The sequence below is a fragment of the Mesorhizobium sp. W067 genome, from assembly GCF_054719525.1.
In genome coordinates this window covers 4498843-4515895 of record NZ_JBTTII010000001.1, presented here as the reverse complement: position 1 = coordinate 4515895, position 17053 = coordinate 4498843, and the positions used below count along the sequence as shown (strand labels likewise).

At 63.3% G+C, this 17053-nt stretch carries 12 protein-coding genes and 1 pseudogene; 5 read left to right on the top strand and 8 right to left on the bottom strand.

The annotated features are described in order from the left end of the window. Positions 1-85 precede the first annotated feature (85 nt). Together ACYG97_RS22005 and ACYG97_RS22000 are read right to left on the bottom strand one after the other, a co-directional pair. Positions 86-679: a hypothetical protein gene (locus ACYG97_RS22005; RefSeq protein ID WP_023732947.1), complete on the bottom strand. Its 594-nt coding sequence runs from the start codon at positions 677-679 to the stop codon at positions 86-88. Positions 680-935: 256 nt separating this feature from the next. Further along, the gene (locus ACYG97_RS22000) at positions 936-1553 is read right to left on the bottom strand and encodes a TetR/AcrR family transcriptional regulator (RefSeq protein ID WP_023732948.1); all 618 of its coding nucleotides are present in this window, start codon (positions 1551-1553) and stop codon (positions 936-938) included. 73 nt (positions 1554-1626) lie between these two features. Between ACYG97_RS22000 and ACYG97_RS21995 the strand changes: the two genes are divergently transcribed. Further along, positions 1627-2910 carry an MFS transporter gene (locus ACYG97_RS21995; protein WP_031199478.1) on the top strand — a complete coding sequence of 428 codons (1284 nt, stop codon included), beginning with the start codon at positions 1627-1629 and terminating at the stop codon, positions 2908-2910. A gap of 263 nt (positions 2911-3173) precedes the next feature. Further along, positions 3174-4748 (top strand): alkaline phosphatase D family protein, encoded by a 1575-nt coding sequence (locus tag ACYG97_RS21990; protein WP_023700189.1) that lies wholly within the window; start codon positions 3174-3176, stop codon positions 4746-4748. A 47-nt stretch (positions 4749-4795) separates the two neighbouring features. On the opposite strand, the gene ACYG97_RS21985 is transcribed toward ACYG97_RS21990, so the two are convergent. Next, positions 4796-5074 carry a hypothetical protein gene (locus tag ACYG97_RS21985; protein WP_023753187.1) on the bottom strand — a complete coding sequence of 93 codons (279 nt, stop codon included), beginning with the start codon at positions 5072-5074 and terminating at the stop codon, positions 4796-4798. Between the two features lie 197 nt (positions 5075-5271). Here ACYG97_RS21985 and typA point away from each other — a divergent pair, with 197 nt between their 5' ends. Further along, on the top strand, positions 5272-7101 hold the full coding sequence (gene typA, locus ACYG97_RS21980; RefSeq protein ID WP_023732949.1) for a translational GTPase TypA: 1830 nt from the start codon (positions 5272-5274) through the stop codon (positions 7099-7101). Between the two features lie 55 nt (positions 7102-7156). Here the strand turns inward: typA and ACYG97_RS21975 are convergent. The 3 genes and pseudogenes from ACYG97_RS21975 to ACYG97_RS21965 form a co-directional block, all read right to left on the bottom strand. Then, positions 7157-7405 (bottom strand): annotated as a pseudogene (locus ACYG97_RS21975) (DUF1062 domain-containing protein); the annotation flags it as partial. Further along, a complete protein-coding gene (locus tag ACYG97_RS21970) occupies positions 7392-7700 on the bottom strand; it encodes a DUF1062 domain-containing protein (RefSeq protein WP_280940045.1) in 309 nt (102 codons plus the stop codon). The gene ACYG97_RS21970 and the pseudogene ACYG97_RS21975, both read right to left, overlap by 14 nt. A gap of 424 nt (positions 7701-8124) precedes the next feature. Then, positions 8125-9159, bottom strand: coding sequence for an L-idonate 5-dehydrogenase (locus ACYG97_RS21965; RefSeq protein WP_023732950.1), 1035 nt, complete (start codon positions 9157-9159; stop codon positions 8125-8127). 141 nt (positions 9160-9300) lie between these two features. Here ACYG97_RS21965 and ACYG97_RS21960 point away from each other — a divergent pair, with 141 nt between their 5' ends. After that, positions 9301-9915 carry a LysE family translocator gene (locus tag ACYG97_RS21960; RefSeq protein WP_023712044.1) on the top strand — a complete coding sequence of 205 codons (615 nt, stop codon included), beginning with the start codon at positions 9301-9303 and terminating at the stop codon, positions 9913-9915. A 529-nt stretch (positions 9916-10444) separates the two neighbouring features. Here the strand turns inward: ACYG97_RS21960 and ACYG97_RS21955 are convergent. Both ACYG97_RS21955 and ACYG97_RS21950 read right to left on the bottom strand, forming a co-directional pair. Beyond that, entirely contained in the window at positions 10445-11395 is a 951-nt protein-coding gene (locus ACYG97_RS21955; protein ID WP_156935557.1) for a hypothetical protein, read from the bottom strand. Between the two features lie 7 nt (positions 11396-11402). Further along, positions 11403-11966, bottom strand: a complete 564-nt coding sequence (locus tag ACYG97_RS21950; protein WP_023712042.1) for a peroxidase-related enzyme — start codon at positions 11964-11966, stop codon at positions 11403-11405. 130 nt (positions 11967-12096) lie between these two features. Here ACYG97_RS21950 and ACYG97_RS21945 point away from each other — a divergent pair, with 130 nt between their 5' ends. After that, on the top strand, positions 12097-16887 hold the full coding sequence (locus ACYG97_RS21945; RefSeq protein WP_023732951.1) for an NAD-glutamate dehydrogenase: 4791 nt from the start codon (positions 12097-12099) through the stop codon (positions 16885-16887). The last annotated feature ends 166 nt before the right edge of the window (positions 16888-17053 follow it).

The window sequence follows — 17053 nt, the reverse complement described above, 5'->3', positions numbered from 1 at the left end:
AGCACCGCCAGCGAAGCTGCCAATCTCCCCCCTTGAGGGGGAGATGCCCGGCAGGGCAGAGGGGGGGTGCCTTGCACCCGCGTGGCTAGTTATCCACCCGACCAAACGCCGGCACGTTGCCGATGACGGCGTGCTTGTCCCTGCCACAGGCGAAACTCTTCGCCTCGTCCGCCAGCTTGCGCGCCTGGTCGTTGGCCTGCGGGTTGCCGGTGGCCAGCACGAGGCCGATGGTGCAGCCGTCGCGGGCTTCCATCTGGGCGACCTTGGCGACGAGCAGCACTTCGGTCGGCTTGTTCTCGTCCTCGGGATTGCTGATCGAGCGGCGGTGGATGACAGCAAAGGGAACGGCAACGTCGCCCTTGGTCTCGATGCGCCATTCGACCCTGGCGCCGGACGAGTTGAAGCCGGAAAAGCTCTCCCAGACCGAGGTCATCTCGCCGCCGGGCGGAAACCCGTAGAACAGCGATTCACGCGCATCGTCATAGGCGATCAGCACGGGATAGCCGCGATAGCCGGAGCAGGCGAGTTCGGCCCAGTCGCCGTCACCTTCCTCGGCCTGCGCATAGGTGACGCAATCCTTTTGCGAGTCGAGGTCGGTGTAGACGCTGGATATTCCGTCGGCATGGGCGGTTTGGGATAGGGCGGCGAGGGCGAATGGAACAAGCAGCAGGGTTCGCATGCGGACGTCTCCCGTGAAGTTCGCCCCAGCCTATCGCCAAATCTGCGGCCGGCCTAGCGTGCCAATCTCAACGTTGGCGCCACCCACATCGCCCTGCCGGGCAATTCTCCCCCTGAACGGGAGAAAGTGGCCGGCTGCGCCGCTGGCGACAACCTTGCAACGCTGGCAATTGGCGAAATCGTGATGAGAGCGTTCCTCGCCCCATTTCCGGGAAAGGATGCCGGCAGGTGAGGGGCGGCGCCAACGTTAGAAAATGCTATTTCTTCAAGCTCGCTTCGATCAGCAGGTCGGCGTTGTGGGCCACCGATTGCGCCGGGCCGCCGAGGCCGAAGAGCTGGCCGCTGATATAGGCGCCTTCGATCAACAGCAGCAGGCCGTCGCCGAGCGTGTCAGGGTCTTTAGCGCCCATCGCTGCGGCCATCGCGCGCAGGCGGTGGCGCAACTCCTGCTTGTTGGCCTCGCTGACGACGCGCGCCGGATGGCCATGTTCGGGATATTCCACCGCCGCGTTGGTCATGCCGCAGCCGCGATAGTCCGGCCTTTGCGTGCGCTTGCCGACGCGAGTCAGGAAAGCCCTGAGCTGTGCCCGCGGGTCGCCGGGATGGGCAGCCACGGCTTCGTCGAAACGCTCCCAGTACTCACGGTCATATTGCCTGAGATAGGAAGCGGCAAGCTCGTCCTTGGAGGGAAAGCTGCGGTAGAGGCTGGGCTTGGTGACGCCGGCGCGCTTGACGATCTCGTCGACGCCGATCGCCCGGATGCCGCGGCGGTAGAACAGGTCGTACGCCACGTCGAGGATTTTCTTGGCAGCCTTGGGCGGTGCGGCTGCATGACCGTCTTTGATGGTCAGTTCAATATTTTTGTCCGTTGGCATGGTATGACTCGATTGACGTGTTACCGATCGGTACGTATACATGTCCTCACCCTGCAACGTACCGGTCAGTAACATGATAGCTCAATCCCGTCCCTTTGGCCAGCGCTACGCTTTCGTCGTGGTTGGCGTCATCTTCCTCTGCTTGTTGATCGCGGCCGGGCTTCGTTCCGCACCCTCGGTGATGATGCTGCCGTTGGATAAAAGCTTCGGCTGGGGGCGCGATACGGTTTCGATTGCCGCCGCGATCGGCATCTTCCTTTACGGCCTGACCGGGCCGTTTGCCGCCGCATTGATGGAGCGTATCGGCTTGCGCCGCACGCTGCTTGCCTCGCTTGTGATCATGTCGGGCTCGACCGCGCTCAGCCTGCTGATGACCGAGCCATGGCATCTGTTCCTCACCTGGGGCGTGTTTTCAGGTATCGGCTCCGGCGCGGTCGCCACCGTGCTCGGCGCCACCATCGTCAACCGCTGGTTCAAGACCAATCGCGGCTTGGTGATGGGGCTGATGTCGGCCTCCAGCGCCACCGGCCTCTTGGTGTTCCTGCCGCTGCTGGCATCGCTCGCCCAGTCGGGCGGCTGGCAGCCCGTCGCTACCGCCGTCTCGATCGCCACTGCCTGTCTTCTGCCGCTGGTCTGGCTGTTGGTTCCGGAGCGTCCCGCTTCGATCGGCATGGTGCGCTATGGCGCCGGGGCGGATGACGTGCCGCCGGTGTCGCCGGCATCGCAAGGCAATTTCCTGGCGCATACGCTCAACACGCTGCGCCGCGCTGCCGGCACCCGCGTCTTCTGGTATCTGTTCGCCACGTTCTTCATCTGCGGTTTCACCACCAACGGGCTGGTCGGCACGCATCTGATCTCCTTCTGCGGCGACATGGGCATCCCCGAGGTGCAGGCCGCGGGCCTGTTGTCGCTGATGGGCATTTTCGACCTGATCGGCACGACTTTGTCGGGTTGGCTCACCGACCGTTTCGACCCGCGCAAGCTGCTCGGCGTCTACTACGGCATTCGCGGCCTGGCGCTGATCTATCTGCCCTATTCCGGCTTCTCGGCGACCAGCCTGATCATCTTCGCCGTGCTCTACGGTCTGGACTGGATCGCCACCGTGCCGCCGACGCTCAGGCTCGCCAACGAGGCCTTCGGCGACCGCAGCGGCCCGATCGTGTTCGGCTGGATCGTCGCCGGCCACCAGGTGGGGGCCGCCACCGCCGCTGCCTTCGGCGGCACCATGCGCGAATTGCAGGGCAATTACGAACTGGCCTTCCTGATCGCCGGCTTGACGGCGATCGTGGCTGCGTGTCTGTCGCTGCTGATCAATACGAGCAGGCCGGCTTTCGATCCGGAGCCGCAAGCGGCGTAAGGCGCGGTACTAATCTCCCCCCTCAGGGGGGAGATGGCCGCGAAGCGGCCAGAGGGGGTCCGTGCGACCGGACTCAGCCTCTTGCGCATAGGAGGTCGGCGCTCCAAGCGAGGCGACCCCCTTCTGTCGCCTTCGGCGACATCTCCCCCCTCAAGGGCGGAGATCACCTGTCGATTGTTATCAAAGTTTCATCTTCCCGAGATGTGGCTGAAACATTGAAGCTGGAGCTTGCTGGCACCGTTCGAAGCCATCAGGAGACAGCCATGAACAAGATCTCGTTGACCCGCCGCGCTTTCGTCACCTCTGCCAGCGCCGCCGGTCTGCTCGGCGCATCGGGGCTCGCTTTGCCCTATTATTCGCGCGCCAGCCAGCGCCCGGCCTTCACCCATGGCGTCCAGTCCGGCGATGTCGATGCCTCGAGCGGCATGGTGTGGACGCGCACCGACCGGCCTTCGCGCGTCATGTTCGAAGTGTCGTCGACGGAAAACTTCGCCAATGCGACGCGGCTGGCGCCGCTCGATACCTCGCCGGCCAGCGACTTCACGGTCAAGCGCCTGCTCACCGACCTCGCCTCCGACCAGGATATCTTCTACCGGATGACTGCCGCCGACCTGTCGGATATCAACGCCGTTTCCGAACCGATCGTCGGCCGTTTCCGCACAGCACCCGCCTCGAAGCGCGACATAAAATTCGCCTGGTCGGGCGACACGGCCGGCCAGGGCTGGGGAATCGATGAGACCGGCATGAAAACCTACGCCACCATCGCCAGGCACACGCCGGATTTCTTCCTGCATTCCGGCGACACCATCTATGCCGATGGCGCCATGAAGGACGAGGTAGACCTGCCTGGCGGCGGCAAGTGGAAAAACGTCGTCCTGATCGACGGCAAGCGCAAGGTGGCCGAGACGCTGGATGAGTACCGCGACCAGTGGAAATACAACATGATGGACAAAAACGTTCTGGCCTTGAGCGCCATCTGCCCGACCTTCTACCAGTGGGACGATCACGAGGTGCTGAACAACTGGTCGGATTCGAAGAATCTCGGCGCCGACAGCCGCTACACCGAAAAATCCATCCATGTGCTCGCGGCGCGTGCGGCGCGCGCCTTCCATGAGATGACGACGATCCGCTACGAGCCGTCCGAGCCCGGCCGCGTCTACCGCAAGATCGCGCATGGGCCGCTGCTCGACGTGTTCTTCCTCGACATGCGCTCCTATCGCGGCCCGAACGGCCCCGACATGCAGGAGGACATGACGCCGCAGTCACGCATGCTGGGCGAACAGCAGACGAAATGGCTGAAGCGCGAGCTGACGAATTCCAGGGCGACCTGGAAGATCATTGCCGCCGACATGCCGCTCGGCCTCGTCGTCTGGGACGACGGCGCCAAGAAGGTCGGCGCGGAAGCCATCAGCAATGGCGACAATGGCCTGCCCAAAGGCCGCGAGCTCGAGATCGCCGACCTGTTGCGCTACATCAAGACTGCCGGCATCACCAACACGGTCTGGTTGACCGCCGATGTCCACTACACGGCGGCGCACTATTACAACCCCGACAAGGCGCGGTTCCAGGATTTCAATCCTTTCTGGGAATTCGTCTCGGGCCCGATCCACGCCGGTACCTTCGGTCCCAATGATTTCGACATGACCTTCGGCCCGGAGCTGAAATTCATCAAGGCGCCGACCACCGAACAGGGCCAGAACCTGCCACCCTCGGCCGGCCTGCAGTTCTTTGGCCTGGTGGACATTTCAGGGGCGACAGAGCAGCTGACCGTGCGGCTGATGGATCGCGACGACATCGAGCTTTACAAGGTGACGCTCGATCCGGTGCGGTCGGCGTAAGCCTTTGGGTCGGTGCGAAGGATCGCTATGCCTGGAATGGGCAGCCGTCAGTCCGGGTAGCAAACCGTCGGAATCTTCGGCCACACCGCGCTGTCGCAGCCTGCAACCTGCTGCCTCTGCTTGAAAGAGGCGCTGACCGGGCCGGTGACCACGGGGTCGACGCCATCAGGGGCGTCGGCAAACATCTGCTCGGCCGTCCGGTCGGACGACGAAGCCGGATTGGCTTCCTTCACCGTGGCGGCCGATTGAGCGGCATTGGCCGCCAGCACGGCAGCGAATGCGACCGAAGCGATGAGGGGCCAAAATCGGTTGAGTTTGTCGGTCATGAATTTCGAACTACCCGGGCCCAGAAAGGTTCCCGCCTTGGTTAACAAAACCATCTCACACCGAGATGCTTAAGATTTGATGAGTATTTGGTGGTGCGCCTCCTCTTTCGCAATTGCGAAAAACCCTGTATGAGCCGCGCAACCGAAAGAGGCGGCGCCTTTTGGCCTGCTGCCTGCAACGCTCCCGAGACCACAAAATGAAAATTCGTAATATCGCGATCATCGCGCACGTCGACCATGGAAAAACCACCCTCGTCGACCAATTGCTGCGGCAATCCGGTTCCTTCCGCGACAATCAGCGCGTCGCCGAGCGCGCCATGGATTCCAACGACCTCGAAAAGGAACGCGGCATCACCATCCTGGCCAAGGCGACCTCGGTCGACTGGAAGGACACCCGCATCAACATCGTAGACACCCCCGGCCACGCCGATTTCGGAGGTGAGGTCGAGCGCATCCTGTCGATGGTGGATTCGGCGATCGTGCTGGTCGACGCGGCCGAAGGCCCGATGCCGCAGACCAAGTTCGTCGTCGGCAAGGCGCTCAAGGTCGGCCTGAAGCCGATCGTCGTCATCAACAAGATCGACCGTCCGGACGCCCGCCACGTCGAAGTGGTCAACGAGGTGTTCGACCTGTTTGCAGCGCTTGACGCCACCGACGAGCAGCTCGACTTCCCGATCCTCTACGGTTCTGGCCGCGATGGCTGGGTCTCGGAAAATCCGGAAGGCCCGAAGGACCAGGGCCTGGCGCCGCTGTTCGACCTCGTCATCAAGCATGTGCCGGAGCCGAGCGTTCATCCCGGCCCGTTCCGCATGATTGGCACCATCCTGGAAGCCAATCCGTTCCTCGGCCGCATCATTACCGGCCGTATCGAGAGCGGCACGCTGAAGTCCAACCAGGCGGTCAAGGTGCTCCACCATGACGGCACGCAGATCGAAACCGGGCGCATCTCCAAGATCCTCGCGTTCCGTGGCCTCGAGCGCCAGCCGATCGAAGAGGCGCAGGCGGGTGACATCGTCGCCATTGCCGGCCTGTCCAAAGGCACCGTCGCCGACACGTTCTGCGACCTGGCGGTGACCGAGGCGTTGCATGCGCAACCGATCGATCCGCCAACCGTGACCATGTCTTTCCTGGTCAACGATTCGCCGCTCGCCGGCACTGAAGGCGACAAGGTGACCAGCCGCGTCATCCGCGACCGCCTGCTGCGCGAAGCCGAAGGCAATGTCGCGCTCAAGATCGAGGAATCGCCCGACAAGGATTCGTTCTTCGTTTCCGGCCGCGGCGAATTGCAGCTGGCCGTGCTGATCGAGACGATGCGCCGCGAAGGCTTTGAAATCGCCGTGTCGCGTCCGCGCGTCGTCATGCAGAAGGGCGAGAACGGTGAATTGCTGGAGCCGGTCGAGGAAGTCGTCATCGACGTCGACGAGGAGCACGCCGGCATCGTCGTGCAGAAGATGTCGGAGCGCAAGGCCGAGATGGTCGAGCTGCGGCCTTCGGGCGGCAACCGTCAGCGCATCGTCTTCCACGCGCCGACGCGCGGACTGATCGGCTACCAGTCGGAACTGTTGACCGACACGCGCGGCACCGCCGTGATGAACCGGCTGTTCCACGCCTACCAGCCCTACAAGGGCGAACTGCCGGGCCGCACCAACGGCGTGCTGATCTCCAACGAACAGGGCGAGGCAGTGGCCTATGCCATGTGGAACCTCGAAGACCGCGGCCCGATGGTCATCGACCCGGGCGTCAAGGTCTATCAGGGCATGATCATCGGCATCCATAGCCGTGACAACGACCTCGAAGTGAACGTGCTGAAGGGCAAGAAGCTGACCAACATCCGCGCCGCCGGCAAGGACGAGGCGGTGAAGCTGACGCCGCCGATCCGCATGACGCTGGAGCGCGCGCTGGCCTGGATCCAGGACGACGAGCTGGTCGAGGTGACGCCGAAGACCATCCGCCTGCGCAAGCTCTATCTCGACCCGAACGAGCGCAAGCGCTTCGAGAAGTCGGCCAAGGTTGTGGGCGCGGCGTAATCGTCTGATTGTCTAAATTCGAGAGGGGCGAAGCACCGGTGCTTCGCCCCTCTTGTCATTCACCCACGGCAGCCGAAATGATGGCTTCACGATCCGGCTCGTCGGCCAGGTCAATGCGAATCGCCGTGCCGTCGCCGGCCGGCTTGCGCAAAGCTCTGGCGCCTTCGGGAACAACAACCAGCAATCGTTTCTCCTCCAGCGCCTGAAGCCTTGATCGGGAGATGCCGAGTTCGCCGGCGAGCAGACGGTCGAGCCGCAGCGATGTCGGCATTTCCAGCCCAAGCCTGATTTCAAGCGCGGCTGCGGGTCGGCCTTCGCCGCCGAGCCGGTGTTTGTGAACGGCGACATCGGGAAACTCCTCGACGCGGCTGACCCGGTTTCAAAGCCACGACATCGAAGGCATGGCGGCGGGCGAGGGCCGGATCGTTGCTTTCGAGCGCTGCCAGCAGCGCGTGTTCGATGTCGCGGCGGTTGCAGCGTTCGAAAATGCCGAAATTCCACGAATTGTCGCAGTCGATGCAGCGATAGATCAGCCAGACATCAATGCGTTTGCCATTGGCGTTGACGCGGAATTTGTCGCTGCAGCGATAGGCTTTCACGGCGCTGCAGCGGTTGCAGTGGACCAGGGGTCGAGGCGCGATTTCGGGCGTGATTGCCAAGTGGATAGCGAGATGTTGGGACAAGCCGGAAGACCTTCCAGTGTGGAAGTTCTTCAGGTCGGCAATGGCGAGATGCCCATGCGGGCACGGCGTGGCGAGAGCTAGCTATGTCGGAAATCAGCTGTCACGGGCGGCAAAGCGCGCGACAACGGTTCAGCAGTGCCAAACCGGTCTCGAACCGCCGCCTGAGGAACACGTGAAATGGAGCAGGCACCGCTTAGTGCGGCGCCCTGCCAAGTGTGATCAGGGGAGTTGGCGAGACCGGCGGTTACTGAGGCAAAATGAAGCTCGAAATGAATGTCGGGACGGTTCTTCTAGCGGCAAGATGCCGAGCGGGCAAGGTTCATAGGGTGTCTCGCCCTGCTCAGGCGAAGGCGATCTGTACCTTCATCGATTTGTTGCGGTCGCCGGCGATCTCGAAAGCCGCAACCGCCTCGTCCATTGGATAGATGCCGGTCAGCAGCGGCTTAACGTCGACGCGACGGTTGTTGATCAGATCGACGGCCAGCGCGAACTCGTCGTGGAAACGGAAGGAGCCGCGCATTTCGATCTCCTTGGCGACGATGAGATTCTGAGGCAGCGACATGTCGCCGCCTAGGCCGAGCTGCACGAGCACCCCGCGCGGCTTCAGCACATCGAGCCCGGCTCGCACCGCGCGCTCATTGCCGGAGCATTCGAACATGACGTCGAAACTGCCCTTCTCGACATTGTAGCCAGCGAGCTTGTCGGCATCTGTGGCGACATTGATGGTGCGGTCGGCGCCGATCTCGTTGGCCTTGGCCAGAACCGCGTCCATGACATCGGTGACGACGATCTCACGCGCGCCGTGGACACGTGCGGCAAGGATGCTGAGCGCACCGATCGGCCCGCAGCCGGTGACCAAGACCCGCTTGCCGAGCAGCGAGCCGGCGCGGTTGACGGCATGCAGCGTTACCGCGAACGGCTCGGCAAAGGCGGCTTCGTTGATGGAGACATAATCGGCGATCTTGTGGCACTGCCAAGCCTCGGCGACGAGGCGCTGGCGGAAGGCCCCCTGTATGTGCGGCATCGGCATGGCGCTGCCGTAGAATCGCATGTCGAGGCATTGGTTCTGCACGCCCTTCAGGCAGTATCGGCACGCATTGCAGGGCCGGCTGGGCGAAATAGCGACGCGGTCGCCGACGGCGAGGCTGGAGACGCCGGCGCCAAGCGCCTTCACCGTGCCGGCGACCTCATGTCCGAGGATCATAGGCTCGCGCAGGCGCACCACGCCGAAGCCGCCATGATTGTAGTAGTGCAGGTCCGAGCCGCAGATGCCGCCGGCCTCGACCGATATTTCGACCTGTCCGGCGCCAGGCGCGCCCGAATCGGTCTCTTCGATGCGCAGGTCTTTTGCGGCGTGGATGACGATTGATTTCACGGCCGCGATCCTTTCTCAAACCGCTGGCACGGGCAAGTCCGATCTCCGAAATGTGTCGCGTTCGTTGGCCCATCAGGCAGAGGGGTGCCAAATTGACGCCGATCGGATATTCTTCGCCATCCAACGCTCGAAGGCTCCGTCATGCACCTCACCTCGCTCCTGATCTTCGCCGCCGCTTTGTTCGTCGCCGCCGGTTCGCCCGGACCGTCGATCGCAGCCCTTGTCGCCCGCGTCATCTCGAAGGGCTTTCGCGACGTGTTCCCGTTCCTGCTTGCCATGTGGATCGGCGAGGGCATCTGGTTGTCGCTGGCGGTGTTCGGGCTGGCGGTCGTGGCGCAGACGTTTCATTTCGCCTTCGTCGTCGTGAAATGGGTGGGCGTCGCCTACCTCGCTTACCTCGCCTGGAAGATGTGGACGGCGCCGGTCGAGGCCAGGGAAGGCGAGATGCCGCGTGAGGATTCGCCGCTCAAGCTCTTCTTTGCCGGCATGGCGGTGACGCTCGGCAACCCCAAGATCATGATGTTTTATCTGGCCCTGCTGCCGACGATCATCGACCTTGCTTCGGTCAGCGTCATCGGCTGGGTCGAACTGACGGCGACGATGGCGGTTGTGCTCATCGCCATCGATCTCGCCTGGGTGATCGCGGCGTCACAGGCGCGCAAGCTGTTGAAAAGCAAGCGCGCCATGAAGATCGCCAACCGCGTCAGCGCCACGACGATGGCCGGCGCCGCCGCGGCCATCGCGGCGCGATCCTGATCGCCTTTCTATGGCACCTCAAAACTAGACTTTGTCCAACAGGTCCATGCTGTCGCCGGTGCCCACTTTCCAGCCGGCGAAGCATCCCAAAACGCCACAGGCGCGCATCGTTCGCCAACATAAAGCCAGCGAACGCCGCCACGTCCCGGGTAGATGGAAAACCCGACGCCGATGTTTGCAGCTTCGGAGCCGCACTCGGTGCACGCCCATCGTTCCGGCTGGGCTTCGTCCCAAAATTCCTCGCTGTCGCAGATAAGATGCTCGGAGCCACAGGCTGTGCATGTTCGTCGCGCTACACCCTCGTCATCGTCGGCATCGAGGAGAAACGAGATGGAACCGCACTTGCAGCGGGCGAGCCTGAAGTCGTGAACCTCATATCCTTCGGAGGCATACCCCTCCAGGTATTCTGCGATGTCCGTGGTTCCCTCCAACCCACCATTTGCCTGAGGTGTCTATGGTCATGAGTTATCTCGTCTATGGCGTGATATCGTTCGTTCGGCCGCATATCGATGGCCGCCGTTACGACTCTCTATTTAGCTGTCGGCGTAACAGTTATGTTCCATATGTCGCCGAACACCTTTGTCCTGTTCTGCCCAATTGCCTCAAGCTTTTCCTCGTACAAAACATGTCTGGTCACGCCGCTATCGATGTCGACCGTGCAGTCAGCTGTGTTTGATTTGTGAACCGCAGCATCGGTACGGACGATCTGCTTCTCCGTTTTACCCGTTTCTGGATTCAGTTTCTCGACCGTGTCGACAAGAACCCCGGAGAGTTTCTCGGCATCCGAGGTCATGTGGAATTTCAACGTTGCCGTCCGCGCAATCTGATCGACGCCAACGAGCAGACTCGAGCGCGAATTGGCGAAGGGGTCACCGGCTTCATTTAGCGTCGTGTCGGTCGACGCTGTTTCCCTGCCTATGGGTAAATCGCTGTTCTGGCAGGCCGCTATGATATCAAGTTCCTGTAGGAAGTAAGGAACAGCCGTCTCGGGAGTTAGACCCGCGAAAAACTTACGAATCGTATTTTGAGCTGCTTCGTGATTGGCGTATTTGGGCAGTGCGAACAGCTCCTTCTCGACGACGTCTCGAAAAGCTGGCCAACTCTTCAGGGCAACAGGCGCTCCCCGAATGTCGGTATCGAACTCGATGCGCATTCCGCGAAGCGCCGAGACGGTAGCCCAATTGTAAAGCGGGACTGGCCCGCTGCTAAGTTCTGTAGTGGTCCAGGCAGAGGAATAGCCGCCTTCGCGGCTTTCTATCACTTCATATCGACCGCTGATCCTGCCTCTTTCCGTTGAGGTGACGCCGCGATCGGCAATCGTCTTCGTCCGCTCTATTTCGACAAGCCAGACTTGTCCCGCGGTTGGTTGGTAGGGAAGGGAAATGGATGCGCCGGCGGGGGCGGTTGTCTCACCATGCGTTTCATGGCCTACCAGCAAAACCGATACGATGGCGGCTGCAAAGATAGAAGCTCGAACCACTTAACCCTCACCTCGCCATGGCGTGGTATTCGTCGTTCGGCTGCATGTCGATGGCCGCCGCCACGCGGTTCGACATGTTGAAGAAGGCGGCGGTCGAGGCGATGTCCCAGATGTCGCGGTTGGTGAAGCCGGAGTTGCGCAGTGCTTCCCTGTCCGCCTCGACGATCTTTGCCGGCTGTTCCGTCAGCTTGACGGCGAATTCGAGCATCGCCGTCTGTTTCGGTGAAAGATTGGCAGCGCGGAAGTTCATCACCATCATCTCGCCGAGAGCCGGATCGCCGGAGAGCTGGCGCACCGCCGCGCCATGCGCGGTCAGGCAATAATAGCAATGGTTGATCGAGGAGACGACGACCGCGATCATCTCCCGCTCCAGCTTCGACAGGCCGGATTCACTCAGCATCAGATCATTGTAGGTGTCGGTAAAGGCGCGCAGCTTCTTCTCGTCGAAGGCATAGGCAAGAAGCACGTTGGGAACCAGGCCGAGCTTTTCCTCGCATTTGGCGAAATAGGCTTTTGTCGCCTCGCTCAGCTCCGCGATACCGAGGTCAAGTGCGCTGATTTTGCCGGACATGGGGTCTCCTCCTGGTTCACCGCCGCCTGACCGTCGAATTCCTGTAATTCTTATCGAGCCGTCAAACCTTTGTCGCCAAACAGCGGTCATCTGCTACCATAGTCGTAAAAGCATGTGACGGGAGGACAACATGGCGAGCGTGAAATCCGCAGCTAAGCCGAAGAAAACAGCCACTGCCGGGGTGAAACCCGACGGGAAGCCGGCCAGGCTCGCCGACTATCTGCTGGCCCGCGCGCCGGCCGAAGACATTGCCGCCTATGACGCCGCCGACCTGGAGCGCGCCGCCGACCTGGCAGGACGTGCGGTCGCCGCCCACAAGAAGGGCCAAAGTGTCGTCGCCGTCGATGCCGGGTCGGGCGTCTCCCGCGAGGGCCGCCCGATGACGATCATCACCGTCGTCAACGACAACATGCCGTTCCTGTTCGATTCGATCCTCGGCGAGATCACAGAAACTGCCGGCGAACCGACTTTGGTCACCCATCCGGTCATCGTCGTGCGTCACGGCAAGGCCGGCGTCGACGAGATCCTCGGCGACGGCAGCGCCCTCAAGGACGATGGCAATCACGACCGGCTGAGCGTCGTCCATGTCCATATTCCGCGCCTGACGGCGGAGCAGGCCGACGCGCTGGCCGACCGCCTGCGCAAGATGCTCAACCAGGTGCGCGCCGCCGTCAGCGACTGGAAGCCGATGCTCGCCCGTCTCGACCAGGCGATTTCCGAATTCCGCTATTCCGCCGTGCCGCTCGACAAGAAGAGCGTTGCCGAGGCCATCGCCTTCCTTGAATGGCTGCGCGACGACAATTTCACTTTCCTTGGCATGCGCGAGTTCAAATATTCCGGCGGCGCGGAGAGCGGCAATCTAGAGCGCGCCGACAAACCCGGTCTCGGCATCCTCGCCGACCCGGATGTGCTGGTGCTCCGGCGCGGCACCGAGGCGGTGACGACGACGCCCGAAATCCGTGCCTTCCTGCATGGGCCGGAGCCGCTGATCGTCACCAAGGCCAACGCCAAGTCGCTGGTGCACCGCCGCATTTATCTCGATTATATCGGCGTCAAAACCTACACCGCCAAGGGCACGCTTGCCGGCGAGTTGCGCATGGTCGGCCTGTTCACCTCGACTGCCTACACGCGCTCGGTGATGAAAATCCCGTATCTGAGGTCAAAGGCCGAGACCATCATCGCCAAGTCCGGCTTTGACCGGCACGACCATTCCGGCAAGGCACTGATCAACGTTCTGGAGAGCTATCCGCGCGACGAACTGTTCCAGGTGCCGGTGCCGATCCTGAAGAAGCACGCCGCGGCCATTCTCGGCCTGGTCGAGCGGCCGCGGGTGCGGGCGCTGGTGCGCGCCGACCAGTTCGACCGCTTCGTCTCGATCCTCGTCTTCGTGCCGCGCGACCGCTATGACAGCGTCGTGCGCGAGAAGATCGGCACCTATCTCAAGACCGTCTTCGAGGGCCGTTTGTCGGCTTACTATCCGGCTTTCCCCGAGGGCGGGCTGGCGCGTGTGCATTTCATCATCGGCCGCTCCGGCGGCAAGACGCCGAAGGTCGAGCAGGCGGTGATCGAAGCGGCGATCCGCGACATCGTGCGAACCTGGGACGACGCGCTGGCCGAAGCCGCGGAAGCCGTCGGCGGCGATCCATCGCTGAAGGCGATCGCCGCGCGTCTGCCTGAGAGCTATCGCGATTCCTTCAGCGCGGCCGTCGCGCTGAAGGATGCGGGGCGCATCGCCGGCATCAGCACCGCCAACCCGATCGCCATCGACTATTACCGCCATGCCGAGCAGAAACCGCATCAGGCAGCGCTGAAGATCTACCACCACGGCAGCCCGGTAGCGCTGTCGCGTCGCGTGCCGGTGCTGGAAAACATCGGCTTCCGCGTCATCAGCGAGCGCACCTTCGAAGTTGGCGAGGACGGCGGCGACACCGTCTTCGTCCACGACATGGAACTGGAGAACAGCTACGGCAAGCCGATCGACCTCAGCGATGGCGGCGCGCTGTTCGAGGACGCGTTCCTGTCGGTCTGGCGCGGCGACATCGACAATGACAGCTATAACGGGCTTGCCCAGACCGCCGGCCTGTGGTCGGGCGAAGTCAGCATTCTGCGCGCCTATGGCCGCTACCTGCAGCAAGCCGGTATCCCGCAGAGCCAGGATTTCATCGCGGCCGCGCTCAACCGCTATCCCGACATTGCGCGCGGCCTGCATGCGCTGTTCGTCGCTCGTCTCGGCCCGACCGCCGAGACGGAAGGCGTGATCGCCGCCAAGCACCTCAAGGCCAAGATCAAGGACGCGCTGGAGGAAGTCCCTAACATTGATGACGACACGATCATCCGCCGCTATCTCAACCTGACCGAAGCCTCGTTGCGCACCAACCATTTCGTTGCGGGAACGAAGGCGCGGGGCCAGTCGCTGGCGATCAAGCTGGACTCGCAGGCGGTCGAAGGATTGCCAGCGCCGCGGCCGTGGCGCGAGATCTTCGTCTATGGTTCCGAGGTCGAAGGCGTGCATCTGCGCTTCGGCCCGGTTGCGCGCGGCGGCCTGCGCTGGTCGGACCGCGCCCAGGATTACCGCACCGAGGTGCTCGGCCTGGTCAAGGCGCAGCAGGTCAAGAACGCCGTCATCGTGCCGGTCGGCGCCAAGGGCGGCTTCTATCCGAAGAAGCTGCCGATGAGCGCCGGCCGCGACGCCATCTTCGAGGCCGGCACCTCGGCCTACAAGAATTTCGTTTCCAGCCTGTTGTCGATTACCGACAATATCGGGCTGGACGGTGTCATCCCGCCGGCCGGCGTTGTCAGGCGCGACCCCGACGATCCCTATTTCGTCGTCGCCGCCGACAAGGGCACGGCGACCTTTTCCGACACCGCCAACGCCATCAGCGAAAGCCACGGCTTCTGGCTCGACGACGCCTTCGCCAGCGGCGGCTCGGCCGGTTACGACCACAAGAAGATGGGCATCACCGCCAAGGGCGCCTGGGAAGCGGTCAAGCGGCATTTCCGCGAGATCAACCGCGACATCCAGACCACCCCCTTCACCGTCGTCGGCGTCGGCGACATGTCGGGCGACGTGTTCGGCAACGGCATGCTGCTGTCGCCGCAGACCAGGCTGATCGCCGCCTTCGACCATCGCGACATCTTCATCGATCCCGATCCAGACAGAGTGGCGTCGATGGCCGAGCGCGAGCGCATGTTCGCGCTGCCGCGTTCGTCCTGGCAGGACTATGACAAGACCAAGCTGTCGGAAGGCGGCGTCATCGTCTCGCGCAGCCAGAAGTCGATCACGCTGCCTGCGGCAGCGGCGGCGGCGATTGGCCTCGCCAAGACCACCGCGACCCCGGCCGAGATCATGACCGCCATCCTCAAGGCGAACGTCGACCTTCTGTGGTTCGGCGGCATCGGCACGTATTTACGGGCCTCGGGCGAAACCAATGCCGAAGTCGGCGACCGCGCCAATGACGCCATCCGCATCACCGCGCTCGATGTGCGGGCCAAAGTGATCGGTGAGGGCGCCAATCTCGGCGTCACGCAGCGTGCCCGCATCGAATTCGGCATGAATGGCGGTCGCTGCAACTCCGATGCCATCGACAATTCCGGCGGCGTCAACTGCTCCGACGTCGAGGTCAACATCAAGATCGCGCTGGCGTCCGCCATGCGCAAGGGATCGCTGACCCGGCCGGCGCGCAACAAGCTGCTGGCCGAGATGACCGACGAGGTCGCCGGCCTCGTGCTGTCCAACAATTACGAACAGACGCTGGCGCTTTCCATCGCCCGCAAGCGCGGCCTTGCTGACATCGCGCACCAGAGCCGGTTCATGGCGGCGCTGGAGGCTCGGGGCCTGCTCGACCGCGCTGTCGAGACGCTGCCGTCGCCGGCCGCCCTTGCCGAGCGCGAGGCGCGTGGCGAGCCGCTGACCCGGGCGGAGCTTGGCGTGCTGCTCGCCTATGCCAAGATCGTGCTGTTTTCCGACATCGTCGCCAGCGACGTGCCTGACGACGCGCATTTCGACCGCGATCTGATGGGCTATTTCCCTGACCGGATGGCGAAGAAATATGCGGCCGAGATCCATGGCCACCGGCTGCGCCGCGAAATCATCGCCCGCGTCGTCGCCAACGATCTCGTCAATCGCGGCGGACCGTCATTCGTCAACCGGCTGCAGGAAGCCACGGGGCGCAGCGCGGCCGACGTGGTGCGCACCTTCGCCGTGGTGCGCGACGGCTTCGCGTTGCCGGCGCTCTATCGGGAGATCGATGCGCTGGACAGCCACATCGACGGCCAGGCGCAGCTCGATCTCTACCAGTCCGTCAGCCGGCTTATCTTCGTGACCAGCGGCTGGTATCTGAAGAACGATGCCGGCACCGCAGCGCTCGGCCAGCGCATTGCCGAACTGCAAGAGGCGCGCATGGCGCTGGAGCCGAAGCTGCTCTCGCTGCTGCCGGCCTTCTCGCGCGAGCGGGTCGAGGAGAGGCGGTATGGCCTGTTCAAGGCCGGCGCCCCGGAAAAGCTCGCCGGGCAGCTGGCAATGGCCGATGTGGCGGGACTGATCCCCGACATCGCACTGACGGCGCGCACGGCCAATGCCGACGTCGTCGCCTCGGCCAAGGCGTTCTTCGCCGTCAGCGATGCCTTCCGCATTCCGCGCGTCGAAGAGGCGGCGCGTTCTATCACGCCGTCGGACTATTACGACCAGCTGGCGCTGTCGCGCGCCACCGACACGATCGGCGCGGCGCGGCGCGGCATCGCGGTGGCGGCTCTCGCCGGCCATGCCGGGACGGCGGATCCTGTGGCGGCCTGGCTGGAAGCCGGCGGCGAGCGCGTGGCGCGCATTCGCGAGCGGCTGCAGGCGCTGACCGAAGGCGGGGATATCACCGTGTCCAGGCTGTCGGTGGCTTCGGGGCTGATGAGCGATCTGACGGGGATGTGAGGCTCGGGACTTTGCCCTCCCCCTTGTGGGGAGGGTCGCTGCGAAGCAGCGGGGTGGGGGTGCGGCACCGACCCCACCCGGACCTTCGGTCCGACGTCCCCACAAGGGGGAGGTAGAGGCGCGGCGCCTTTCTTCGCGTCTCTATGCAGGTAGACAGCGGCGACAT

Excerpts from the sequence above, each read along its gene's own strand:
- ACYG97_RS22000 (WP_023732948.1), bottom strand. The coding sequence starts at position 1,553 with ATGCCAACGGACAAAAATATTGAACTGACCATCAAAGACGGTCATGCA.
- typA (WP_023732949.1), top strand. The coding sequence starts at position 5,272 with ATGAAAATTCGTAATATCGCGATCATCGCGCACGTCGACCATGGAAAA.
- ACYG97_RS21985 (WP_023753187.1), bottom strand. The coding sequence starts at position 5,074 with ATGACCGACAAACTCAACCGATTTTGGCCCCTCATCGCTTCGGTCGCA.
- ACYG97_RS21960 (WP_023712044.1), top strand. The coding sequence starts at position 9,301 with ATGCACCTCACCTCGCTCCTGATCTTCGCCGCCGCTTTGTTCGTCGCC.
- ACYG97_RS21995 (WP_031199478.1), top strand. The coding sequence starts at position 1,627 with ATGATAGCTCAATCCCGTCCCTTTGGCCAGCGCTACGCTTTCGTCGTG.
- ACYG97_RS22005 (WP_023732947.1), bottom strand. The coding sequence starts at position 679 with ATGCGAACCCTGCTGCTTGTTCCATTCGCCCTCGCCGCCCTATCCCAA.
- ACYG97_RS21945 (WP_023732951.1), top strand. The coding sequence starts at position 12,097 with ATGGCGAGCGTGAAATCCGCAGCTAAGCCGAAGAAAACAGCCACTGCC.
- ACYG97_RS21950 (WP_023712042.1), bottom strand. The coding sequence starts at position 11,966 with ATGTCCGGCAAAATCAGCGCACTTGACCTCGGTATCGCGGAGCTGAGC.
- ACYG97_RS21990 (WP_023700189.1), top strand. The coding sequence starts at position 3,174 with ATGAACAAGATCTCGTTGACCCGCCGCGCTTTCGTCACCTCTGCCAGC.